This is a genomic window from Microbacterium sp. 10L49, from assembly GCF_056395125.1.
Map to the genome: position 1 here is coordinate 569,728 of NZ_JBFTIW010000004.1, position 17,155 is coordinate 586,882.

The 17,155-nt window shown below is 71.4% G+C and carries 13 protein-coding genes; 4 read left to right on the forward strand and 9 right to left on the reverse strand.

Annotated features, from left to right (window positions below):
- Positions 1-40: 40 nt before the first annotated feature.
- Both AC1DCT_RS15650 and AC1DCT_RS15655 read right to left on the reverse strand, forming a co-directional pair.
- Positions 41-706: a GntR family transcriptional regulator gene (locus AC1DCT_RS15650; RefSeq protein ID WP_440733475.1), complete on the reverse strand. Its 666-nt coding sequence runs from the start codon at positions 704-706 to the stop codon at positions 41-43.
- Positions 706-2,220, reverse strand: coding sequence for a fumarylacetoacetate hydrolase family protein (locus AC1DCT_RS15655; RefSeq protein WP_477230963.1), 1,515 nt, complete (start codon positions 2,218-2,220; stop codon positions 706-708). The genes AC1DCT_RS15650 and AC1DCT_RS15655 overlap by 1 nt, the downstream gene beginning before the upstream one ends.
- A 179-nt stretch (positions 2,221-2,399) precedes the next feature.
- Between AC1DCT_RS15655 and AC1DCT_RS15660 the strand changes: the two genes are divergently transcribed.
- Positions 2,400-3,779, forward strand: a complete 1,380-nt coding sequence (locus AC1DCT_RS15660; protein ID WP_441978297.1) for an MFS transporter — start codon at positions 2,400-2,402, stop codon at positions 3,777-3,779.
- 122 nt (positions 3,780-3,901) lie between these two features.
- Here AC1DCT_RS15660 and AC1DCT_RS15665 read toward each other — a convergent pair whose 3' ends face one another.
- Positions 3,902-4,600 carry an IclR family transcriptional regulator gene (locus tag AC1DCT_RS15665; protein WP_477430257.1) on the reverse strand — a complete coding sequence of 233 codons (699 nt, stop codon included), beginning with the start codon at positions 4,598-4,600 and terminating at the stop codon, positions 3,902-3,904.
- Between the two features lie 161 nt (positions 4,601-4,761).
- On the opposite strand from AC1DCT_RS15665, the gene AC1DCT_RS15670 reads away from it, so the two are divergent.
- Positions 4,762-6,630, forward strand: coding sequence for an FAD-dependent monooxygenase (locus AC1DCT_RS15670; protein ID WP_477430259.1), 1,869 nt, complete (start codon positions 4,762-4,764; stop codon positions 6,628-6,630).
- Positions 6,631-6,755: 125 nt separating this feature from the next.
- Complete coding sequence (locus tag AC1DCT_RS15675; RefSeq protein ID WP_477430261.1) at positions 6,756-7,166, forward strand: VOC family protein; 411 nt, start codon at positions 6,756-6,758, stop codon at positions 7,164-7,166.
- Positions 7,167-7,187: 21 nt separating this feature from the next.
- Here the strand turns inward: AC1DCT_RS15675 and AC1DCT_RS15680 are convergent, their stop codons facing one another.
- The 3 genes from AC1DCT_RS15680 to AC1DCT_RS15690 form a co-directional block, all read right to left on the reverse strand.
- Positions 7,188-8,834: a thiamine pyrophosphate-binding protein gene (locus AC1DCT_RS15680; RefSeq protein WP_477430263.1), complete on the reverse strand. Its 1,647-nt coding sequence runs from the start codon at positions 8,832-8,834 to the stop codon at positions 7,188-7,190.
- 170 nt (positions 8,835-9,004) lie between these two features.
- On the reverse strand, positions 9,005-10,528 hold the full coding sequence (locus AC1DCT_RS15685) for an ATP-dependent DNA ligase (protein ID WP_477430265.1): 1,524 nt from the start codon (positions 10,526-10,528) through the stop codon (positions 9,005-9,007).
- Positions 10,529-10,589: 61 nt separating this feature from the next.
- Positions 10,590-11,009, reverse strand: coding sequence for a pilus assembly protein CpaE (locus tag AC1DCT_RS15690; protein WP_440733457.1), 420 nt, complete (start codon positions 11,007-11,009; stop codon positions 10,590-10,592).
- A 132-nt stretch (positions 11,010-11,141) separates the two neighbouring features.
- On the opposite strand from AC1DCT_RS15690, the gene AC1DCT_RS15695 reads away from it, so the two are divergent.
- A complete protein-coding gene (locus AC1DCT_RS15695) occupies positions 11,142-13,259 on the forward strand; it encodes a RecQ family ATP-dependent DNA helicase (protein ID WP_477430267.1) in 2,118 nt (705 codons plus the stop codon).
- A 9-nt stretch (positions 13,260-13,268) separates the two neighbouring features.
- Here AC1DCT_RS15695 and AC1DCT_RS15700 read toward each other — a convergent pair whose 3' ends face one another.
- From AC1DCT_RS15700 to pdhA, 3 genes are read right to left on the reverse strand one after another with little or no spacing between them, the layout of a single operon-like run.
- Positions 13,269-14,828, reverse strand: a complete 1,560-nt coding sequence (locus tag AC1DCT_RS15700; RefSeq protein ID WP_477430269.1) for a dihydrolipoamide acetyltransferase family protein — start codon at positions 14,826-14,828, stop codon at positions 13,269-13,271.
- A complete protein-coding gene (locus AC1DCT_RS15705) occupies positions 14,825-15,883 on the reverse strand; it encodes an alpha-ketoacid dehydrogenase subunit beta (protein WP_477430271.1) in 1,059 nt (352 codons plus the stop codon). The genes AC1DCT_RS15700 and AC1DCT_RS15705 overlap by 4 nt, the downstream gene beginning before the upstream one ends.
- Entirely contained in the window at positions 15,880-17,019 is a 1,140-nt protein-coding gene (gene pdhA, locus AC1DCT_RS15710; RefSeq protein ID WP_477430273.1) for a pyruvate dehydrogenase (acetyl-transferring) E1 component subunit alpha, read from the reverse strand. The genes AC1DCT_RS15705 and pdhA overlap by 4 nt, the downstream gene beginning before the upstream one ends.
- Positions 17,020-17,155 lie beyond the last annotated feature (136 nt).

Sequence of the window (17,155 nt, forward strand, 5' to 3'; positions counted from 1 at the left end):
ATCGTCCTTCCGGGTGGTTCGGGTGGCTTCGGTGGTGCGGTCAGAGGATCTCGGGGTGCAGCGCCGCGAGGAACGCGTCGCGCGTGCGCCAGCGGTGGTTGCGGGCGGCGAGCTCGATCTCGAGCGGATCCGCTCCGGTGCGGATCAGCTCCACGATCTGGGTGTGCTCCTCGACGGAGTGCTCGGCGCGTCCTGGCACGAAGGCGAACGTCGATTCGCGGATGCCGCTCAGGCGGGCCCAGCCGCGCTGCACGAGGTCGAGGATGTGCGGGTTCGGGCACGGCTCGTAGAGCACCGAGTGGAACTGGCGGTTCAGCTCGGTGAACCGGTGCGCGTCGAAGTTGTCGAGCAGGCGCGTCATGCGGTCGTTGACCTCGAGCGCCCGGTCCAGCGCCGTCGCGTCCAGGAGCGGGGCGGACAGCGACGTCGCCGCGCCCTCCACCAGCCCCAGGGTCTGCATGGTGTGCGCGTACTCGCTCTCGTCGACGAGGGTGACCCTGGCGCCGACGTTGCGCTCGAACGTGACGAGACCTTCGGCCTCGAGCCGGCGGATCGCCTCGCGCACCGGGACCACGCTCATACCGAGCTCGTCCGCAATCGTGCCGAGCACGAGCCGGAAGCCGGGACCGTACGCGTGGGAGGCGATGCGCGCACGGATCCAGGCGTAGGCCTGCTCCGACTTGCTGCCGGCGAGGACGTCGGCCATCAGACGCCGGTCCCGGTCCCTGAGCCCGTCGAAGGGTCGGCCCGGTGGGCGGCATCGTACTTCGCGCGCCAGGCGGCGTTCATCGGGAAGAGCCCGTCGACCGGATGCCCGGCCTCGACCTGCTCGGCGATCCAGGCGTCCTCGTCCTCCTGGGCGAGGGTCGCATCCACGACCTCCTCGACGAGGGAGGGCGGGATCACGATCACGCCGTCGCTGTCGCCGACGATGATGTCACCCGGCTGCACCGTGGCACCGCCGCAGGCGATCGTCACGTCGACGTCCCACGGCACGTGCTTGCGGCCGAGCACGGAGGGGTGCGCGCCTTGCGAGAACACGGGTAGGCCGATCTCTGCGACCGCCGCGAAGTCGCGCACGCCGCCGTCGGTGACCACACCGGCGGCGCGGCGGGCCCTGGCGCGCAGGGCGAGGATGTCGCCGAGCGTGCCCGTGGTGGCGTCGCCGCGGGCCTCGATGACGATGATCTCGCCCTCCTCCACGGCGTCGAAGCAGCGCTTCTGCGCGTTGTAGCCCCCGCCGTGACTGGTGAAGAGGTCCTCACGGGCGGGGACGAAGCGCAGCGTCTTCGCGGTGCCCACGATCTTGGCGCCGGGCAGGTTGGCTGAGACGCCGTCGATGAAGCAGGCGTGCAGGCCGCGCTTGCGCAGCTGGGCGCTGAGCCCTGCGGTCGGGGCGACGAGGAGCTTCTCGCGCAGCGCGGGATCGAGCGCGGGCTTCGCGGGCGCCGGTGCCGCGGGCGCCTCCTCTGCCGGCAGCCCTGCAGCCTCGCGCGACCCCCAGGCCTCGGCGCGCTGCAGGTCGTCCACGGCGGGGAGAGATCCGAGCGCGCCGTCGAAGGCGACGGTGCCCTGGGTGACCGTGGTGCGCAGCCCGCCGGAGGTGAGCGTCTTGGAGGAGTGCGGAGCGTCGACCTCGACGACGACCACGTCGCCGGGGACGATCACGCTGGATCCGGCAGGGGTGCCGGTGAGGATGACGTCGCCGGGCTCGAGCGTGAAGTGCTGGGAGAGATCGGCGATCAGCTGCGGGAGCGGGAACAGCAGTCCGCTGGTCTCGTCGTCCTGGCGCAGGTCGCCGTTCACCCAGGCGCGCACGCGCAGCTCGGCGGGGTCGACCTCGGACGCGGGGATGAGGTCGGGGCCGATCGGGGTGTACCCGTCGCCCCCCTTGGAGCGGACGTTCGAGCCCTTGTCGTTGGCGCGCAGGTCGTACAGGCCGAGGTCGTTCGACGCGGTCACCCAGGCCACGTGCGACCACGCGTCCTGCACGCTCACCCGGTGAGCGGCGGTGCCGATGATGAGCGCGATCTCGCCCTCGAAGGCGAGCAGCTCGGTGCCGGCGGGACGCTCCACGACGCCGCCCGTGCCGGCGACGGAGGAGGACGGCTTGAAGAAGTAGGAGGGGGTCGCGGGGGTGCGGCCGCGCTGGTCGGCACGGGAGCGGTAGTTGAGGTGGATCGCGATGATCTTGCCGGGCCGGTCGATCGGTGCGGACATGGGCGCCTCCTCGCGCGGTGGGTGCCAGGGGGACCCTTGGCGTCGTATTCGAAATCGTATATCATCGTGTCGAGCCCGGCAAGCATGGGATCCGGATCCGTCCGCAGGATCCTGGATCCCGCGTCGGGCACGACGACGATGTCGGCCAAGACGACGACGTCCCACGCAAAGGAGACAGCATGTCCGCAGAATCCTCCCCGGGTTTCACGCCCACCGGCACGATCGCCTCATCCGCAGACCGGCGCAGGGTGGTCTTCGCCACCGTCATCGGCACCACGGTCGAGTGGTACGACTTCTTCATCTACGCCACCGCGGTGGGGCTCGTGTTCGGCCAGCTCTTCTTCAAGGACCTCGGCGCCAACAGCGCCCTGATCGGGTTCGCGACGGTCGGCGTGAGCTTCCTGTTCCGACCCCTCGGCGCCTTCCTGGCCGGCCACTTCGGCGACAAGTTCGGCCGCAAGGCGGTGCTGATGTGGACCCTGATCCTGATGGGCGCGGCGACGGCGCTGATCGGCGTGCTGCCCGACGCGAACGCGATCGGCGTCGCGGCTCCGATCCTGCTGGTGCTCCTGCGCATCCTGCAGGGGATCTCGGCCGGTGGTGAATGGGGCGGTGCGGTGCTGATGGCCGTCGAGCACGCGCCCAAGGCCAAGCGCGGCATCTTCGGCGCCGCGCCGCAGATCGGCGTGCCGCTGGGGCTGCTGATCGCCTCCGGTGTGATGGCGATCATGGCGCTGGTCGCGCCGGGCGACCAGTTCCTGTCCTGGGGCTGGCGGATTCCGTTCCTGCTCAGCGTCGTGCTGATCGTGGTCGGCTACTACGTGCGCCGCCGGGTCGAGGAGAGCCCCGTGTTCACTGAGCTCGCCGAGCGCAAGGAGGCCGCGAGCATGCCGATCGTGCAGCTGTTCCGCAAGCATCTGCTGCTCGTGATCATCGCCGCGCTCGTCTTCGCCGGCAACAACGCGGTCGGCTACATGACCACCGGCGGATACATCCAGGGGTATGCGACCAACCCGGAGGGTGCGCTCAAGCTCGATCGCGGGCCCGTGCTCTGGGCGGTGGCCGGATCCGCCGTCACCTGGCTGCTGTCGACCCTGGTCGCCGGATGGATCTCGGATCGGATCGGGCGCCGGACCACCTACATCGTCGGATGGATCCTGCAGCTCATCGGTGTGTTCACGCTGTTCCCGCTGGTGAACACGGGTCAGATCGGGCTGCTGTTCGCGGCGCTCGCCATCCTCACGATCGGTCTCGGCTTCACATACGGCCCGCAGGCGGCGCTCTACACCGAGCTGTTCCCGGCATCGATCCGGTTCTCGGGCGTCTCCATCTCGTACGCGATCGGGGCCATCGCCGGGGGCGCCTTCGCGCCGACCATCGCGACCGCGATCGTGCAGGCGACCGGCTCGACGCAGGCGGTCACCTGGTACCTCGCCGGGATGACCGTGATCGGCCTCATCGCGACGCTGCTGCTGCGCGACCGCAGCGGCATCCCGCTCGGGCCCGATCACGAGGCCGAGCAGTCGGTGAGCCCGATCTACGGGCTGTCCAAGGCCTGAGGCCGGCCGCGACTCCACAGGATGATTGCAGCTCTGGAGGACGATTCCGTCGGGAACGTCCTCCAGAAGTGCATCCGTCCTGAGGTGATGCGGTGCAGGGGAGTTCAGGCGCCGCGTCGCGGTCAGGCCCCGAGCGCCTCGCGGATCGTCGTCGCCGAGTGCTGCAGGCGTGCCGCGATCTCGGCGTCGGTGCGGTCCGTGGCGACGTGCACCACGGCGATCGCCGCCGGGCGCTGCCCGCGCAGGGCCAGCGGCACGGCCACGGACTGCACGGTCGGGATCACCTCGTCGTGGCTCGTCGCGAAGCCCGCGGTGCGCACGCCCGCAGCCTCCGAGCGCAGCGCCGAAGAAGCGTCCGAGGGCCATTCCGCCTCCGCCAGCTGCGCGAGGATCGCCTTGCCCGGAGCGCCGACCTTCACCGAGTGCCGCGCCCCGGGACGCTGGGCGACACTGGCCACGGCATGCCGCGGTTCGACGCTCACCAGCGTGATGCACTCCTCGCCGTCGAGCACTGCGAGGAAGCAGGTCATGCCGAGTTCGTTGGCCACGGCGGTGAGCTCGGGGAGGGCCTCCGCCTGCAGATCGTTCGCGACGCCGGCGGCGAGAGCGGCCATGCGCGCGCCGAGGGACACGAGCCCCGAGGCGTCTCGGGAGACGAGTCCGTGATCCTCGAGCGTGCGCAGCAGCCGGTAGGCGATCGAGCGGTGCACGCCGAGTGCGCCGGCGATCTCGTCGATCGAGAGCGCTCCGCGCGCATCGGCGAGGACCTCCAGGATCCGGATGCCGCGGCTGAGGGTCTGCGAAGCGGGTGCGTCGGCCACGAATACTCCTCGCCGTCTTGATCGCTGACGCGACCTCGGATAGCCTGTGTTCAATAGTAGAACTTCGTGTTCGAATATAGAACATGGCGTCGCGAAGCGCAAGAGCCTCGCAGTCACGCAGTACCGAGCCCGACGGCGCCGTCAGGAAGGAATCGACGACGATGCAGTTCCACCACCACGGATATGTGTCCCACGACCCGCGGGTGCTCCCCGCCGCCGGCACGGGCATCGACCGCCCCGAGGATCTCCCCGACGAGATCGACGTGCTCATCGTCGGATCCGGCCCTGCGGGCATGCTCCTCGCAGCGCAGATGTCGCAGTATCCGGACGTCACGACGCGCATCATCGAGCGCCGCGACGGACGGCTCGTGCTGGGCCAGGCGGACGGGATCCAGCCGCGCAGCGTCGAGACCTTCCAGGCGTTCGGATTCGCCGAGCGCATCATCGCCGAGGCCTACAACATCGGCTGGATGAACTTCTGGGGCCCTGACCCGGAGAACCGGCAGAACATCGTCCGCACCGCGCGCACCGCCGACTACGGGTTGGACATCTGCGAGTTCCCGCACCTCATCGTCAACCAGGCCCGTGTGCTGGACTACTTCGCCGAGGCCGCCGCCGACGGCCCCGGCCGGATCATGCCGGACTACGGCGTGCAGTTCCTCGGCCTCACCGTCCACGAGGAGGGCGAGTACCCGGTCGAGGTGCAGGTGCGATACGTCGCCGGGGCGCGCGAGGGCGAAGAGCGCACGATCCGGGCGAAGTACGTGGCAGGCTGCGACGGCGCGCGCAGCGGAGTGCGCGAGGCCATCGGACGCACGCACGTGGGGGCGATGGCCGCGCATGCCTGGGGCGTCATGGACGTGCTCGTGAACACCGATTTCCCGGACTGGCGCACCAAGTGCGCGATCAACGCCGAGGCCGGCAACATCCTGCACATCCCGCGCGAGGGCGGCTACCTGAGCCGGATGTACATCGACCTCGGCGAGGTCGCGGCCGATGACAATCACGCCGTGCGCGCGACCCCCATCGAGGCGATCATCGGCAAGGCGAACGAGATCCTGCACCCCTACTCGATCGACGTGAAGCAGGTCGCCTGGCACAGCGTCTACGAGGTCGGCCATCGCATCACCGACGGCTTCGACGACGTGGATCCGGGCTCCGCCGCCACGCCGCGCGTCTTCCTCACCGGCGACGCGTGCCACACCCACAGCGCCAAGGCCGGGCAGGGGATGAACGTGTCGATGCAGGACGGCTTCAACCTCGGCTGGAAGCTCGGCTCGGTGCTCACCGGCCGCGCGCCGGCGGCGCTGCTGTCGACCTACGGCGCCGAGCGCAAGCCGGTGGCGCAGCAGCTCATCGACTTCGACCGCGAGTGGTCCTCGCTCATGGCGCGCAAGCCCGAGGAGATCTCGGATCCGCAGGAGCTGGCGACGTTCTACCTGGGAACGGCCGAGTTCCCGTCCGGCTTCATGACGCAGTACGGCTCGTCGATGATCATCGGATCCGACGCGCACCAGGCTCTCGCCGCCGGGTTCCCGCTCGGAAAGCGGTTCAAGAGCGCGGAGATCGTACGGGTCTCCGACGGCAACGTCGTGCACCTCGGCCACCACGCCAAGGCGGACGGCCGCTGGCGCGTGTACGCGTTCGGCGACGCGACCGGGTCCGGGCTCGATGCCTGGGCCGAGGCGGTGGCACCGGTGCTGGCGCGGTTCACGCCGGCCGCGGGAGATGTGGACGCGGTCTTCGACGTGAAGGCGATCTACCAGCAGTCGTACGAGGACCTCGACGTCACGACCGCGCCCGCGCTCTTCCAGCCGAAGACCGGCCCGCTCGGCCTCACCGACTGGGAGAAGCTCTACGCCGCTGCGCCTTCACACTGGTCGAAGGGCGACATCTTCGTCGAGCGGGAGCTGTCACGCGACGGCGTCGTGATCGTGGTGCGGCCCGACCAGTACGTCGCCGCGATCCTGCCGCTCGGCGGCGTGGACGAACTCGCGTCGTTCCTGGAGGGCGCCTTCCTGGAGGCGTGATGATCACCAACGGCAGGGATCCGGATCCCGAGAAGATACGGATCCCTGTCGCCTCTGGCGTCGCCCGGCACCCGCCGGTAACGTCGGCTCTGCGCGCGCCGCAGCGCTGTGGAGAGGTCGTGACGATGACGGACAACCCTGTGCCCGAGGTGCTGCCGGGTTCGATGATGCTGGAGCTGGTCCTCGTGCCGGTGACGGACATCGACCGGGCCAAGGCCTTCTACGCCGAGCAGCTCGGCTTCGCCGCGGACGTGGACGTCCGCCCGCAGGAGGGCGTCCGCATCGTGCAGCTGACGCCGCCCGGTTCCTACTGCTCGATCACGCTGACCGAAGGCCTGCCGGATCAGCGGATGGACCCGGGCTCGCTGCGCGGTCTGCACCTCGTGGTGGCGGACATCGAGGCTGCGCGTGCCGAGCTGATCGGCCGCGGCGTCGATGTCGCTCCGGTCGTGGACCTGGGCGGCGTGCTCTACGCGGGATTCGAGGATCCCGACGGCAACACCTGGACGCTGCAGCACATGCCCTGGCGTCGCTGAGCAGGGCCGGGCGCCCTCCGCTCAGGAGTTCACGCGGATGATCTCCTCCTGGTACGGCGCGATCACGTCGCCCGAGATGCGCAGGTCGAGCACGAGGAACGGGCGCGTGGCCGGATCCTCGGCGCCCCAGGTGGCGAGCCGGTCGAGGTCGGCGAGAGTGTGCACGGCGACGCCCTCCGCGCCCACGGCCGCGGCGAACGCGGCGAAGTCGACCTGGGGGATGAGCATGGGCTCGCGCGCCAGACCCTTGAGCCCGTACAGGTTGACCTCGGCGCCGTAGGCCGCGTCGTTCCAGATCACGGCCACGCCGCGGCCGCCGGCCGAGCGCACGGCCGACTCCAGATCGGCGATCGCCATGAGCCCGCCGCCGTCACCCGAGGTGAGCACCACGGTCGACTCGGGGCGCGCCCGGGTCGCGCCGACGACGCTGGGCCAGCCCTGTCCGATCGCCTGGAACGCGGTGCCGATCATCATCATCCGGTCGGGTGATGCCACCGGCCAGTACATGTTGGCCCATCCGATGAAGTGCCCGCCGTCCGAGACGACCACGCGATCCTCGGGCAGCAGCTCGGCGATGCGGCGGGCGGCGGAGCGTGGGTCGAGCCGGCCGTCGGGCGCGGCCTCGTCACCGGGCTCGTACGCGCGGGCGGTGGCCACGTCGACGCTCTCGCGCCAGTCTGAGCCCGTCGCGCCCTGCAGCCGGGCGACGAGCGCCTCGGCGGCGAGCCGCGCGTCCGCGCGGACGAAGCCGCCCACGTGCGCGTGGGTCGCGGCCGGGGCCACGTCGATCTGGAACACCTGCGTGCCGGGTGCGAACAGCGCGCCGAACCGCATCGTGAACTGATTCAGCGACGCCCCGAACACCACGGCGACGTCGGCGGTGCGGACGAGCTCCATCGCGCCCTCGGCGCCGAATCCGCCGGTCACGCCCAGGTCGTAGCGCTGGTCGCCGAAGACTCCGCGGCCGAGCGCGGACGAGGCGGTCAGCGCGCCCGTCGCGTCGGCGAGCGCGGTCAGGGCCTCGCCGGCGCCGGCCAGCCAGGCACCGCGCCCGGCGAGCAGGAACGGACGCTTCGCGGAGCGCAACGCCTCGGCGATCCGGTCGAGCATGCCCTCGGCGAACTCCCCCTTGGGAGCGAGCGGCGCGGGCACACGCGGAGCCGGAGCGGCGGGCACCTCGCCCGCCTCGAGCGCGGCGACGTCGTAGGGGATGGCCAGCACGACGGGCACCCGGTAGGTGAGGGCGTGCTCGATGGCGATGACCGTGGTGGCGGCGGCGTCGGCCCGGCCCACGGTGTAGGTGCGGGCGCCGACGCCCGAGGCGAGGGCGATCTGGTCGACGTCCCAGGGGCGCGGTCCACTCGTGGGCTCGTCGCCGACGACGAGCACGAGGGGGATGTGCGCCTGCACCGATTCAGCGAGGGCCGTGAGCGTGTTCGTGAAGCCGGCGCCGTAGGTGCTGGTCGCGGCGGCGATGCGGCCGGAGGCGCGGAAGTGCGCGTCGGCGGCGACCACGGCGCCCTGCTCATGACGGACGGCCGTGAACGAGGCGTCGGTCTGCTTCTCGATCGCGTCGAGGAAGTAGGCATTGCCGTTGCCCATGACACCGAAGACGGCATCGATGTGCTGGGCGAGGGTGAGGGCGACGTGCGCGGAGACGGTGGGCATGCTGAAGGCCTTTCGAGACGACAACGGAACGAGGATCCGTATGTGTCTCGCCGGAGCGCGTCGTCGCACTGCGGGCTTCGTGCCCCTTTTTCGAGCACCGGCGCGGCAGCGGTTCGCGCATGCGCCGGACCCTCCCAGTGTAGCCATCGGCGGCAGCTGCCGCGGAGCGCCTACTCCCGAAGCAGGGCGCGGAGTGTCTGGATCGTGTCCGCGTCGGCCGCGGTCTTGTCGGGGCGGTAATGCTTGACCCGGGCGAAGCGCAGCGCGATCCCGCCGGGATAGCGCGGCGAATGCTGCACGCCGTCAATCGCGATCTCGACGACGATCTCGGGGCGGACGAACACGGTGGATGCCGTGCGCCGCGTCTCGTAGCCGGGGAACGTCTCCGTCTGCCAGCGCAGCAACTCGTCGGTGAGGCCCTTGAACGTCTTGCCGACCATGACGAAGCCGCCGGGCTCGCCGAAATCGCCGTCCGGATCCCTGGCCCCGAGGTGCAGGTTCGAGAGCCAGCCGCGGCGGCGGCCGGATCCCCATTCCGCACCGAGCACGACGAGGTCGTAGGTGAGCACGGGTTTGACCTTCACCCAGGACTTGCCGCGGCGCCCTGCGGAGTAGGCGGATCCGATGGCCTTGACGACCACGCCCTCGTGCCCGGCTGCCAGCGCCTCCCGGGACAGGCGCTCGGCCTCCTCGGGATCGGCGGTGACGATGCCCGGCATGCGCCAGGCGCCGGCGACGCGCTCGAGCTCTTCGAGGCGCACCGTGAGCGGCTCGTCGAGGAGGTCGCGGCCGTCGACGCGCAGCACGTCGAAGAACCACGGCCGCAGCACGAGCTCGCGTGCGACGTCGGCGCCGAAGCGGGACATGGTCTGCTGGAACGGGCGCGGGCCGCCGTCCTCGTCGAGCGACAGGGTCTCGCCGTCGAGGATGACGTCGTGGGCGGGTAGCGCGCGCACGATCTCGACGATCTCGGGGAGGCGGTGCGTCACGTCGGCGAGGCTGCGCGTGAAGATGCGGACGTCGTCACCGTGGCGGTGCACCTGGATCCGCGCGCCGTCGAGCTTGTACTCGACGGATGCTTCGCCGGTGATCTCCAGCGCCGCGCTCGGCGTCGCAGCGCTCGCGGCGAGCATGGGCAGCACGGGGCGGCCCACGGCCAGACCCACCGCATCCAGGTCTTCCGCCGTGCCGGTCAGGGCGAGGTGCGCGGTCGCGCCGAGGTCGCCGGAGAGCATCGCGGCTCGTCGCACCGCTGCGGCAGGGCGGTCGGAGGCGCGGGCGATCGCGTCGAGCACGACGCCCGCGAGCGCGCCGGTGCGCAGCTCGCCGAGCATCGCCCGGGCGAGGAAGTCCCATTCCGCGGCCGTGGCGCGTCCCGCGAGCCCCTCGAGCGCGGCGGAGCGAACAGCGGCGGATCCCGATCCCGTGACGGCGGCGAGTTCGTCGAGCGCGCGGTCGACGTCGTCGATCGTGAGCGCCGATTCGGCGGCGTGCGGCACGTCGATGGCGGTGATACCGCGCCAGCCGACACCGAGCCGGCCCTGCCGGGGCGAGGCCAGCAGCAGGCCGACGACGGGTGCGAGCTCCCCGGGCTCAGCGCTGCGCAGCAGCCGCGCCAGCACATCGATCTTGGCCAGGCGCGATGAGGTGGCGGCGGTCTGGCCGGCCGCGGCGACGAGCTCGCTGAGCTTCATGACGGCATTGTCGCACCGGGGTCGGACATCGGGTCGGGCGTCCGGCCCGACCTGCGCGGCATCAACGCGAGCGCTGGATGAGCGCGAGCAGCGCCTGCCCGTACGCCTCGGACGGATCGGGATGCTCGAAGAGCAGCGGCTGCCCGGCGATCTCGATCTCGACCTGGAACGCGTCGTCGAGCCGCACCAGGCGGCGGAATGTGCCGCGCAGCAGATCCCGTAGCTGATCCTCACGCGGCAGCCAGACCGCTTCGGTGACCGTCACCGCGTCGAGCGCCCATTCGGTGGTGCCGTTGAATGCGAGGATCGTGCCGGTCGGGGTGCGCCGGGCCTCGATGGTCATGATGCTGACGGTGAAGACGTCGGCCTCGATCTCCAGCTCCACCTCATCCGGCAGAACGAGCTGGAAGCGGTCGCCCTCCGCGGGGTGCCACGCCAGGCCGGCGTCGCGCAGCGCGAGCGCGAGGTCCCGCGTGATCACGAAGCGGTCCTCGGGGCGATCGCGGCGCAGGGACCGGTCATTGGTCGCGCCGGTGTGCTCATCTTCTGAGCGTAGCCGCGCGCGGGGGAGGGCGGGCGAGCGCATGTCGGAGGAGTGCGGCAGGCTGGAGGCATGACGCAGCACGGCGCTTCACCCGAGACGCACGCGGCCGCCCTCACCGCCTTGCGGGCCCTCGTCGGCCGACCCGACGCCGAGTTCCACGATGGGCAGTACGAGGCGATCGAGGCGCTGGTCGCTGACCGGCGGCGGGCGCTGGTGGTGCAGCGGACCGGGTGGGGCAAGTCGGCCGTCTACTTCGTCGCGACCCTGCTGCTGCGGCACGAGGGCGCGGGCCCCACCGTGCTGGTCTCGCCGCTGCTGGCGCTCATGCGCGACCAGATCGCCGCCGCGGAGCGCGCGGGCGTGCGCGCGGTCGCGATCAACTCGACGAACGCGCATGAGTGGGCCGACGTGCTCGCGCAGCTGGACCGCGACGAGGTCGACGTGCTCCTGGTCTCGCCCGAGCGGCTCAACAACCCCTCGTTCCGCGAGCAGCAGCTGCCCGCCCTCGTACGCCGGATCGGCATGCTCGTGGTCGACGAGGCGCACTGCATCAGCGACTGGGGGCACGACTTCCGCCCGGACTACCGGCGGCTGCGCGAGCTCATCGCGCAGATGCCCGCCGACGTGCCCGTGCTCGCCACGACCGCGACCGCGAACAGCCGGGTGGTGGCCGATGTCGCCGAGCAGCTCGGCGCTGCGGAGGCTGGAGGCGGATCCGAGGTGCTCACGATCCGGGGTCCGCTCGCCCGCTCCTCTCTGCGGCTCGGCGTGCTGCGCCTGCCCGATGCGCCCAGCCGGCTGGCCTGGCTGCTCAGCCATCTGGACGAGCTGCCCGGATCCGGCATCATCTACACGCTGACGGTCGCCGCAGCCGTCGACACGGCGCGTCTGCTGCGCGATCGCGGACACGAGGTGCGCGCCTACACGGGCCAGACGGATCCGGACGAGCGTGCCGAGTCGGAGGCGATGCTCAAGCGCAACGAGGTGAAGGCGCTGGTCGCGACGAGCGCGCTGGGGATGGGATTCGACAAGCCCGATCTCGGGTTCGTGCTGCATCTGGGCGCCCCGTCGTCACCGGTCGCGTACTACCAGCAGGTGGGCCGCGCGGGGCGCGCAAGCGAGAGCGCCGACGTGCTGCTGCTGCCGGGGGTCGAGGACCGCGACATCTGGCACTACTTCGCGACGGCCTCGATGCCGGACCGGGAGCGGGCCGAGCGGGTGATCGCCGCGCTGGGGGACGTGCCGGTGTCGACCCCCGTGCTCGAGGCGATGGTCGACATCCGGCGCACACCGCTCGAGCTGCTGCTCAAGGTGCTCGACGTCGACGGCGCGGTGCGCCGCGTGCAGGGCGGCTGGATCGCCACGGGCGAGCCCTGGGTCTACGACGCCGAGCGGTACGACCGGATCGCCGCCGAGCGCCGCGCGGAGCAGCAGCACATGGTGGAGTACGAGCAGGGTTCCGGCTGCCGCATGGAGTTCCTGCAGCGCACCCTCGATGACGACACGGCCGAGCCGTGCGGGCGATGCGACAACTGCGCCGGCGTCTGGTTTCCGACCGGGATCGGCACCGAGGCCAGCGTCGCGGCCACGGCGTCGCTGGACCGGGTGGGCGTGCCGATCGAGCCGCGCCGGGCCTGGCCGACGGGCGCCGACCGGCTCGGGGTCCCCGTGAAGGGGCGCATCGCCGTGGAGGAGCAGGCGGGGGAGGGGCGCGCGCTCGCGCGTCTCACGGACCTCGGCTGGGGCGGTGCGCTGCGCGAGCTCTTCGCCGCCGGCGCCGCCGACGGCCCGGTTCCCGATCGGCTCCGCGACGCCTGCGTGCGGGTGCTCGCCGGCTGGGGGTGGGCCGAGCGTCCGGTCGCGGTGGTCTCGATGCCGTCGCGGTCCCGGCCGCTTCTGGTCGGGTCGCTCGCGCGGAGCCTCGCCGAGATCGGCCGACTGCCGTATCTGGGCGAGCTCGACATGGTCGGAGCAGGCCCGACCGGCGGGCCAGGGGGCAACAGCGCGTTCCGTCTCGCGGGGGTCTGGGACCGCTTCTCGACCGATGCTCTCGCCATGCCCGCGGGCCCCGTGCTGCTCGTGGACGATCAGGCTGACAGCCGATGGACGCTCACCGTCGCCGCCCGCCTGCTCCGTCGGGCGGGCGCGACCGACGTCCTGCCGTTCGTGCTCGCGCTGCGGGGGTGATCCGCGGGGTCAGCGCACCCGGCCGAAGGCGCGCGCCGGGTGCTCCAGCAGCTCCATCACCCGGCGCAGGAACGAGGCGGCGTAACCGCCGTCGCACACGCGGTGGTCGAACACCAGCGAGAGCTGCGCGATGCGCCGCGCAACGATTGCGCCGTCGACGACCCACGGGCGCTCGATCATCCGGCCGATGCCGAGGATCGCGACATCGGGGTGGTTGATGATCGCCGCGGATCCGTCCACGCCAAGGCCGCCGTAATTGTTCAGCGTGAAGGTCGATCCGCGCAGGCGCTCGGGCGGCATGGATCCGGCTCGTGCGGTCGTGGCGAGCTCGCGCAGCGCCGCGTCGAGCTCGTCGACGTTGAGCTCGTGCGCACGCGGGATCACCGGCACCATGAGGCCACGGTCGGTGTCGGCGGCGACCCCGAGGTTCACGCCGTCGAACGAGAGGATCTCGCTCGCGTCGTCGCTGAGCCGCGATGCCAGCAGCGGATGCTCGGCGAGGGCGATCAGCACGAACCGTGCCACGAGGGCCGTGAGCGACGGGGCCTTGCCGCCTTCCGGCGCCATGGCGGCGCGGAGCGTCCAGAGCTCGGTGACGTCGACGTCCACCCAGACCGTGGCCTCGGGGATTTCGGACCGGCTGCGGGTGAGCTTCGCGCTCACCGCCTTGCGCAGCGGCGACATGCGCTCGCGGGAGGCGACGGCGAGCCCGTCGACGGTCTCCCCGCTCTGTGGTCGCACATTGCGGTCATTCGCATCCGGTGACCGCAATTCGGGACCAGCGAGCGAGGGGGAGGCGGCGCTCGACGGGCCGGTGCCGGCCGAGGCGCCGAGCGCGTGCAGGGAGATCCCGTCCACGGCCTGGTCCACGGCGGCGCGCAGCACGTCGGCTCGGGTGACGGCGCCGTCGGATCCAGTCGGAGTGACCCGGCGCACGTCGAGACCGAGGTCGCGCGCGAGGCGGCGGACGAGGGGCGAGCGCACGGCGACCGGGCCGACGGACTCAGCCGTATCGTCAGCGCGCGGCGTCTCGTCTCTGCGTTTCGACTCGCTTTCGGCTCGCTCAACGAACACCGGCTCCGCCGGTGCTCGCTCAACGTCCAAAGGCACGCTCGGACGCCCCGCGGGGGAGCCGTCTCCGCGCACGGGCCCCGCCGTGCGGCGCGCGCGGCGTCGTCCCGACCCCGCGCGTTCGGTCGTGCCGTAACCGATCAGCACATTGCCGGATCCGGATCCGGCGCGCTCCTCGGACCGATACGTCTCCTTCTCGACATCGCCCGCGGCGGCCGGAACCGCGGCGGACGGCGCCGCAGACGCATCGGGATCGGCGACCTCGAGCACCGGAGCGCCGACGTCGATCGTCTCGCCCGGTTCGCCGTGCAGCGCGACGACCACGCCGGCATAGGGCGAGGGCAGCTCGACCACGCTCTTCGCGGTCTCGACCTCGGCGATGGGCTGGTCGGTGCGGATCGTGTCGCCGACCTGCACCAGCCACTGCACCAGGCCGGCCTCGGTGAGGCCTTCGCCCAGGTCGGGGAGGCGGAAGACCTTCGTCGTCGCGGTGGTCATGCTTCTTCTCCGTGCTCGTCGAGCCAGTGCAGGGTGTCGATCGCATCGAGCACCCGGTCGGCGTCGGGCAGGTACCAGTGCTCGAACTTCGGCGGGGCGAACGGGGTGTCGAACCCGGTGACCTTGCGCACGGGCGCCTCGAGGAACTCGAAGCAGCGCTCGAACACCCGGGACTGGATCTCGCTGGCCACGCTCGCGTAACCCGGCGCCTCGGCGACGACCACGGCGCGGCCGGTCGAGCGCACCGCGGCGGTGATCGTGGCGTCGTCGATCGGCGTCAGCGTGCACACGTCGATGACCTGCACGCTGCGGCCTTCCGCGGCGGCGATCTCGGCGGCCTCGAGGCACGTCGCGACCGAGGAGCCGTAGGAGATGAGGGTCACGTCCGTGCCCTCGCGAGCGACCCGGGCGGATCCGATCTCCCCGACGATCGAGGTGTCGACCTCGCCCTTCGTCCAGTACAGCTTCTTCGGTTCGAGGAAGACCACCGGATCCGGCGACGCGATCGCCGCGCGCAGCAGGGAGTACGCGTCCTGCGGGGTCGACGGGCACACCACCGTGAGCCCCGGAGTGTGCGCGTAGTAGGCCTCGGACGAATCGCAGTGGTGCTCGACGCCGCCGATGCCGCCGCCGGTGGGGATCCGGATCACCATCGGCATGGGCAGCGCGCCACGGGTGCGGTTGGCCATCTTCGCGACGTGGCTGACGACCTGCTCGAACGCGGGCAGCGCGAAGGCGTCGAACTGCATCTCGACGACCGGTCGCATGCCGTTCATGGCCATGCCCACTGCGGTGCCGATGATGCCCGACTCCGCGAGCGGCGTGTCGAAGCAGCGGTCCTCGCCGTAGCGCTCGGTGAGTCCGTCGGTGATCCGGAAGACTCCTCCGAGCGCGCCCACGTCCTCGCCGAAGAGGACGACGTCGGGGTCGGCCTCGATGGCGTCGGCGAGGGCGCGGTTGAGCGCCGCCGCCATCGTCATCGTCTGGACGGTCGGAACCGTCTGGTTCTCGGGGGTGGCGGCGTCCACGCGGACGCCCTCGTGCGCGATGGTCATAGGGTGCCTCCTTCGGCGGATCCGGAGCGCTCCAGCTCGTCGCGCAGCTGATGCCACTGCTCCTGCAGCTGTGGCGAACGGGTGCTGCGGACGAAGCGGAACAGGTCCTCGGGGTCGAGCTCGGGGTCGGCGTTCAGTGCATCGCGGAGGGCCGCCGCGATGGTCTCGGCGCCCTCGGCGAGCTCCTGCTCGCGGGCCTCGTCGAGCAGGCCGCGTGCGCTGAGGTGCGCGCGCAGGCGGGTCAGCGGATCCTTCGCGACCCAGGCCTGCACCTCGGCGCGCTCGCGGTAGCGGGTGTCGTCGTCGGCGTTCGTGTGCGCCTGCATCCGGTAGGTGTGGGCCTCGACGAGGGTCGGTCCACCGCCGGCACGGGCGCGATCCACGGCCTCGCCGAGCACGGCGATGAGGGCCGCCACGTCGTTGCCGTCCACGCGCTGCCCGGGCATGCCGTAGCCGACCGCCTTGTGCGCGAGCGAGGGGGCGGCGGTCTGCCGGCTCAGCGGCACGGAGATCGCGAACTCGTTGTTCTGCACGAAGAAGACGACGGGCACATGGAACACGGCGGCGAAGTTCAGCGCCTCGTGGAAGTCGCCCTCGCTCGTGGACCCGTCACCGCACATCGCGAGCACCACCGTGTCCTCGCCGCGGTGCTTCGCGGCCTGCGCGAAGCCGACCGCGTGCAGCAGTTGCGTCGCCAGGGGCGTGGTCTGCGGGGCCACGTGGTGCTCGTGCGGGTCGTAGCCGGAGTGCCAGTCGCCCTTCAGCAGCACCATGGCGTCGGCAGGGGACACGCCCCGCGCGATCACCGCGACCGAGTCGCGATAGGTCGGGAACAGCCAGTCCTGCGCGCCGAGCACGAGCGAGGCCGCGATCTGGCAGGCCTCCTGGCCGTGCGAGGAGGGGTAGACCGCGAGGCGCCCCTGGCGGACCAGCGCGTTCGCCTGATCGTTGATGCGGCGCCCCTCGATGAGGCCGCGGTATGCCCTGTCCAGCACCTCGTCCGCGGGCATCGGATAGCCGTCGTCGACGCGCGAGGATCCGGTCTCGTCGATCAGCTGCACCGGTTCATCGCGGGGGAGCAGATCGCGGGGATCCGTGTCGTGCGCGTGGCTCGTGGCAGGCATGGTGTGCTGCATCGGGTCCGCCTTCCTTGCCGAACGTGATGTCTCCAGTGTGCGTCGGCAGATGCAGTCGTCCAACAGGATCATGCTGAATCTGGACGATTGCAGATCAGAGGTACCAGAATGTTGCAGAGTGTCAGCGAAGAGAGCA

Bases quoted from the DNA above. Each gene is read 5' to 3' on its own strand.
- AC1DCT_RS15650 (WP_440733475.1), bottom strand. From the start codon at position 706: ATGGCCGACGTCCTCGCCGGCAGCAAGTCGGAGCAGGCCTACGCCTGG.
- AC1DCT_RS15655 (WP_477230963.1), bottom strand. From the start codon at position 2,220: ATGTCCGCACCGATCGACCGGCCCGGCAAGATCATCGCGATCCACCTC.
- AC1DCT_RS15660 (WP_441978297.1), top strand. From the start codon at position 2,400: ATGTCCGCAGAATCCTCCCCGGGTTTCACGCCCACCGGCACGATCGCC.
- AC1DCT_RS15670 (WP_477430259.1), top strand. From the start codon at position 4,762: ATGCAGTTCCACCACCACGGATATGTGTCCCACGACCCGCGGGTGCTC.
- AC1DCT_RS15675 (WP_477430261.1), top strand. From the start codon at position 6,756: ATGACGGACAACCCTGTGCCCGAGGTGCTGCCGGGTTCGATGATGCTG.
- AC1DCT_RS15680 (WP_477430263.1), bottom strand. From the start codon at position 8,834: ATGCCCACCGTCTCCGCGCACGTCGCCCTCACCCTCGCCCAGCACATC.
- AC1DCT_RS15685 (WP_477430265.1), bottom strand. From the start codon at position 10,528: ATGAAGCTCAGCGAGCTCGTCGCCGCGGCCGGCCAGACCGCCGCCACC.
- AC1DCT_RS15695 (WP_477430267.1), top strand. From the start codon at position 11,142: ATGACGCAGCACGGCGCTTCACCCGAGACGCACGCGGCCGCCCTCACC.
- AC1DCT_RS15700 (WP_477430269.1), bottom strand. From the start codon at position 14,828: ATGACCACCGCGACGACGAAGGTCTTCCGCCTCCCCGACCTGGGCGAA.
- AC1DCT_RS15705 (WP_477430271.1), bottom strand. From the start codon at position 15,883: ATGACCATCGCGCACGAGGGCGTCCGCGTGGACGCCGCCACCCCCGAG.
- pdhA (WP_477430273.1), bottom strand. From the start codon at position 17,019: ATGCAGCACACCATGCCTGCCACGAGCCACGCGCACGACACGGATCCC.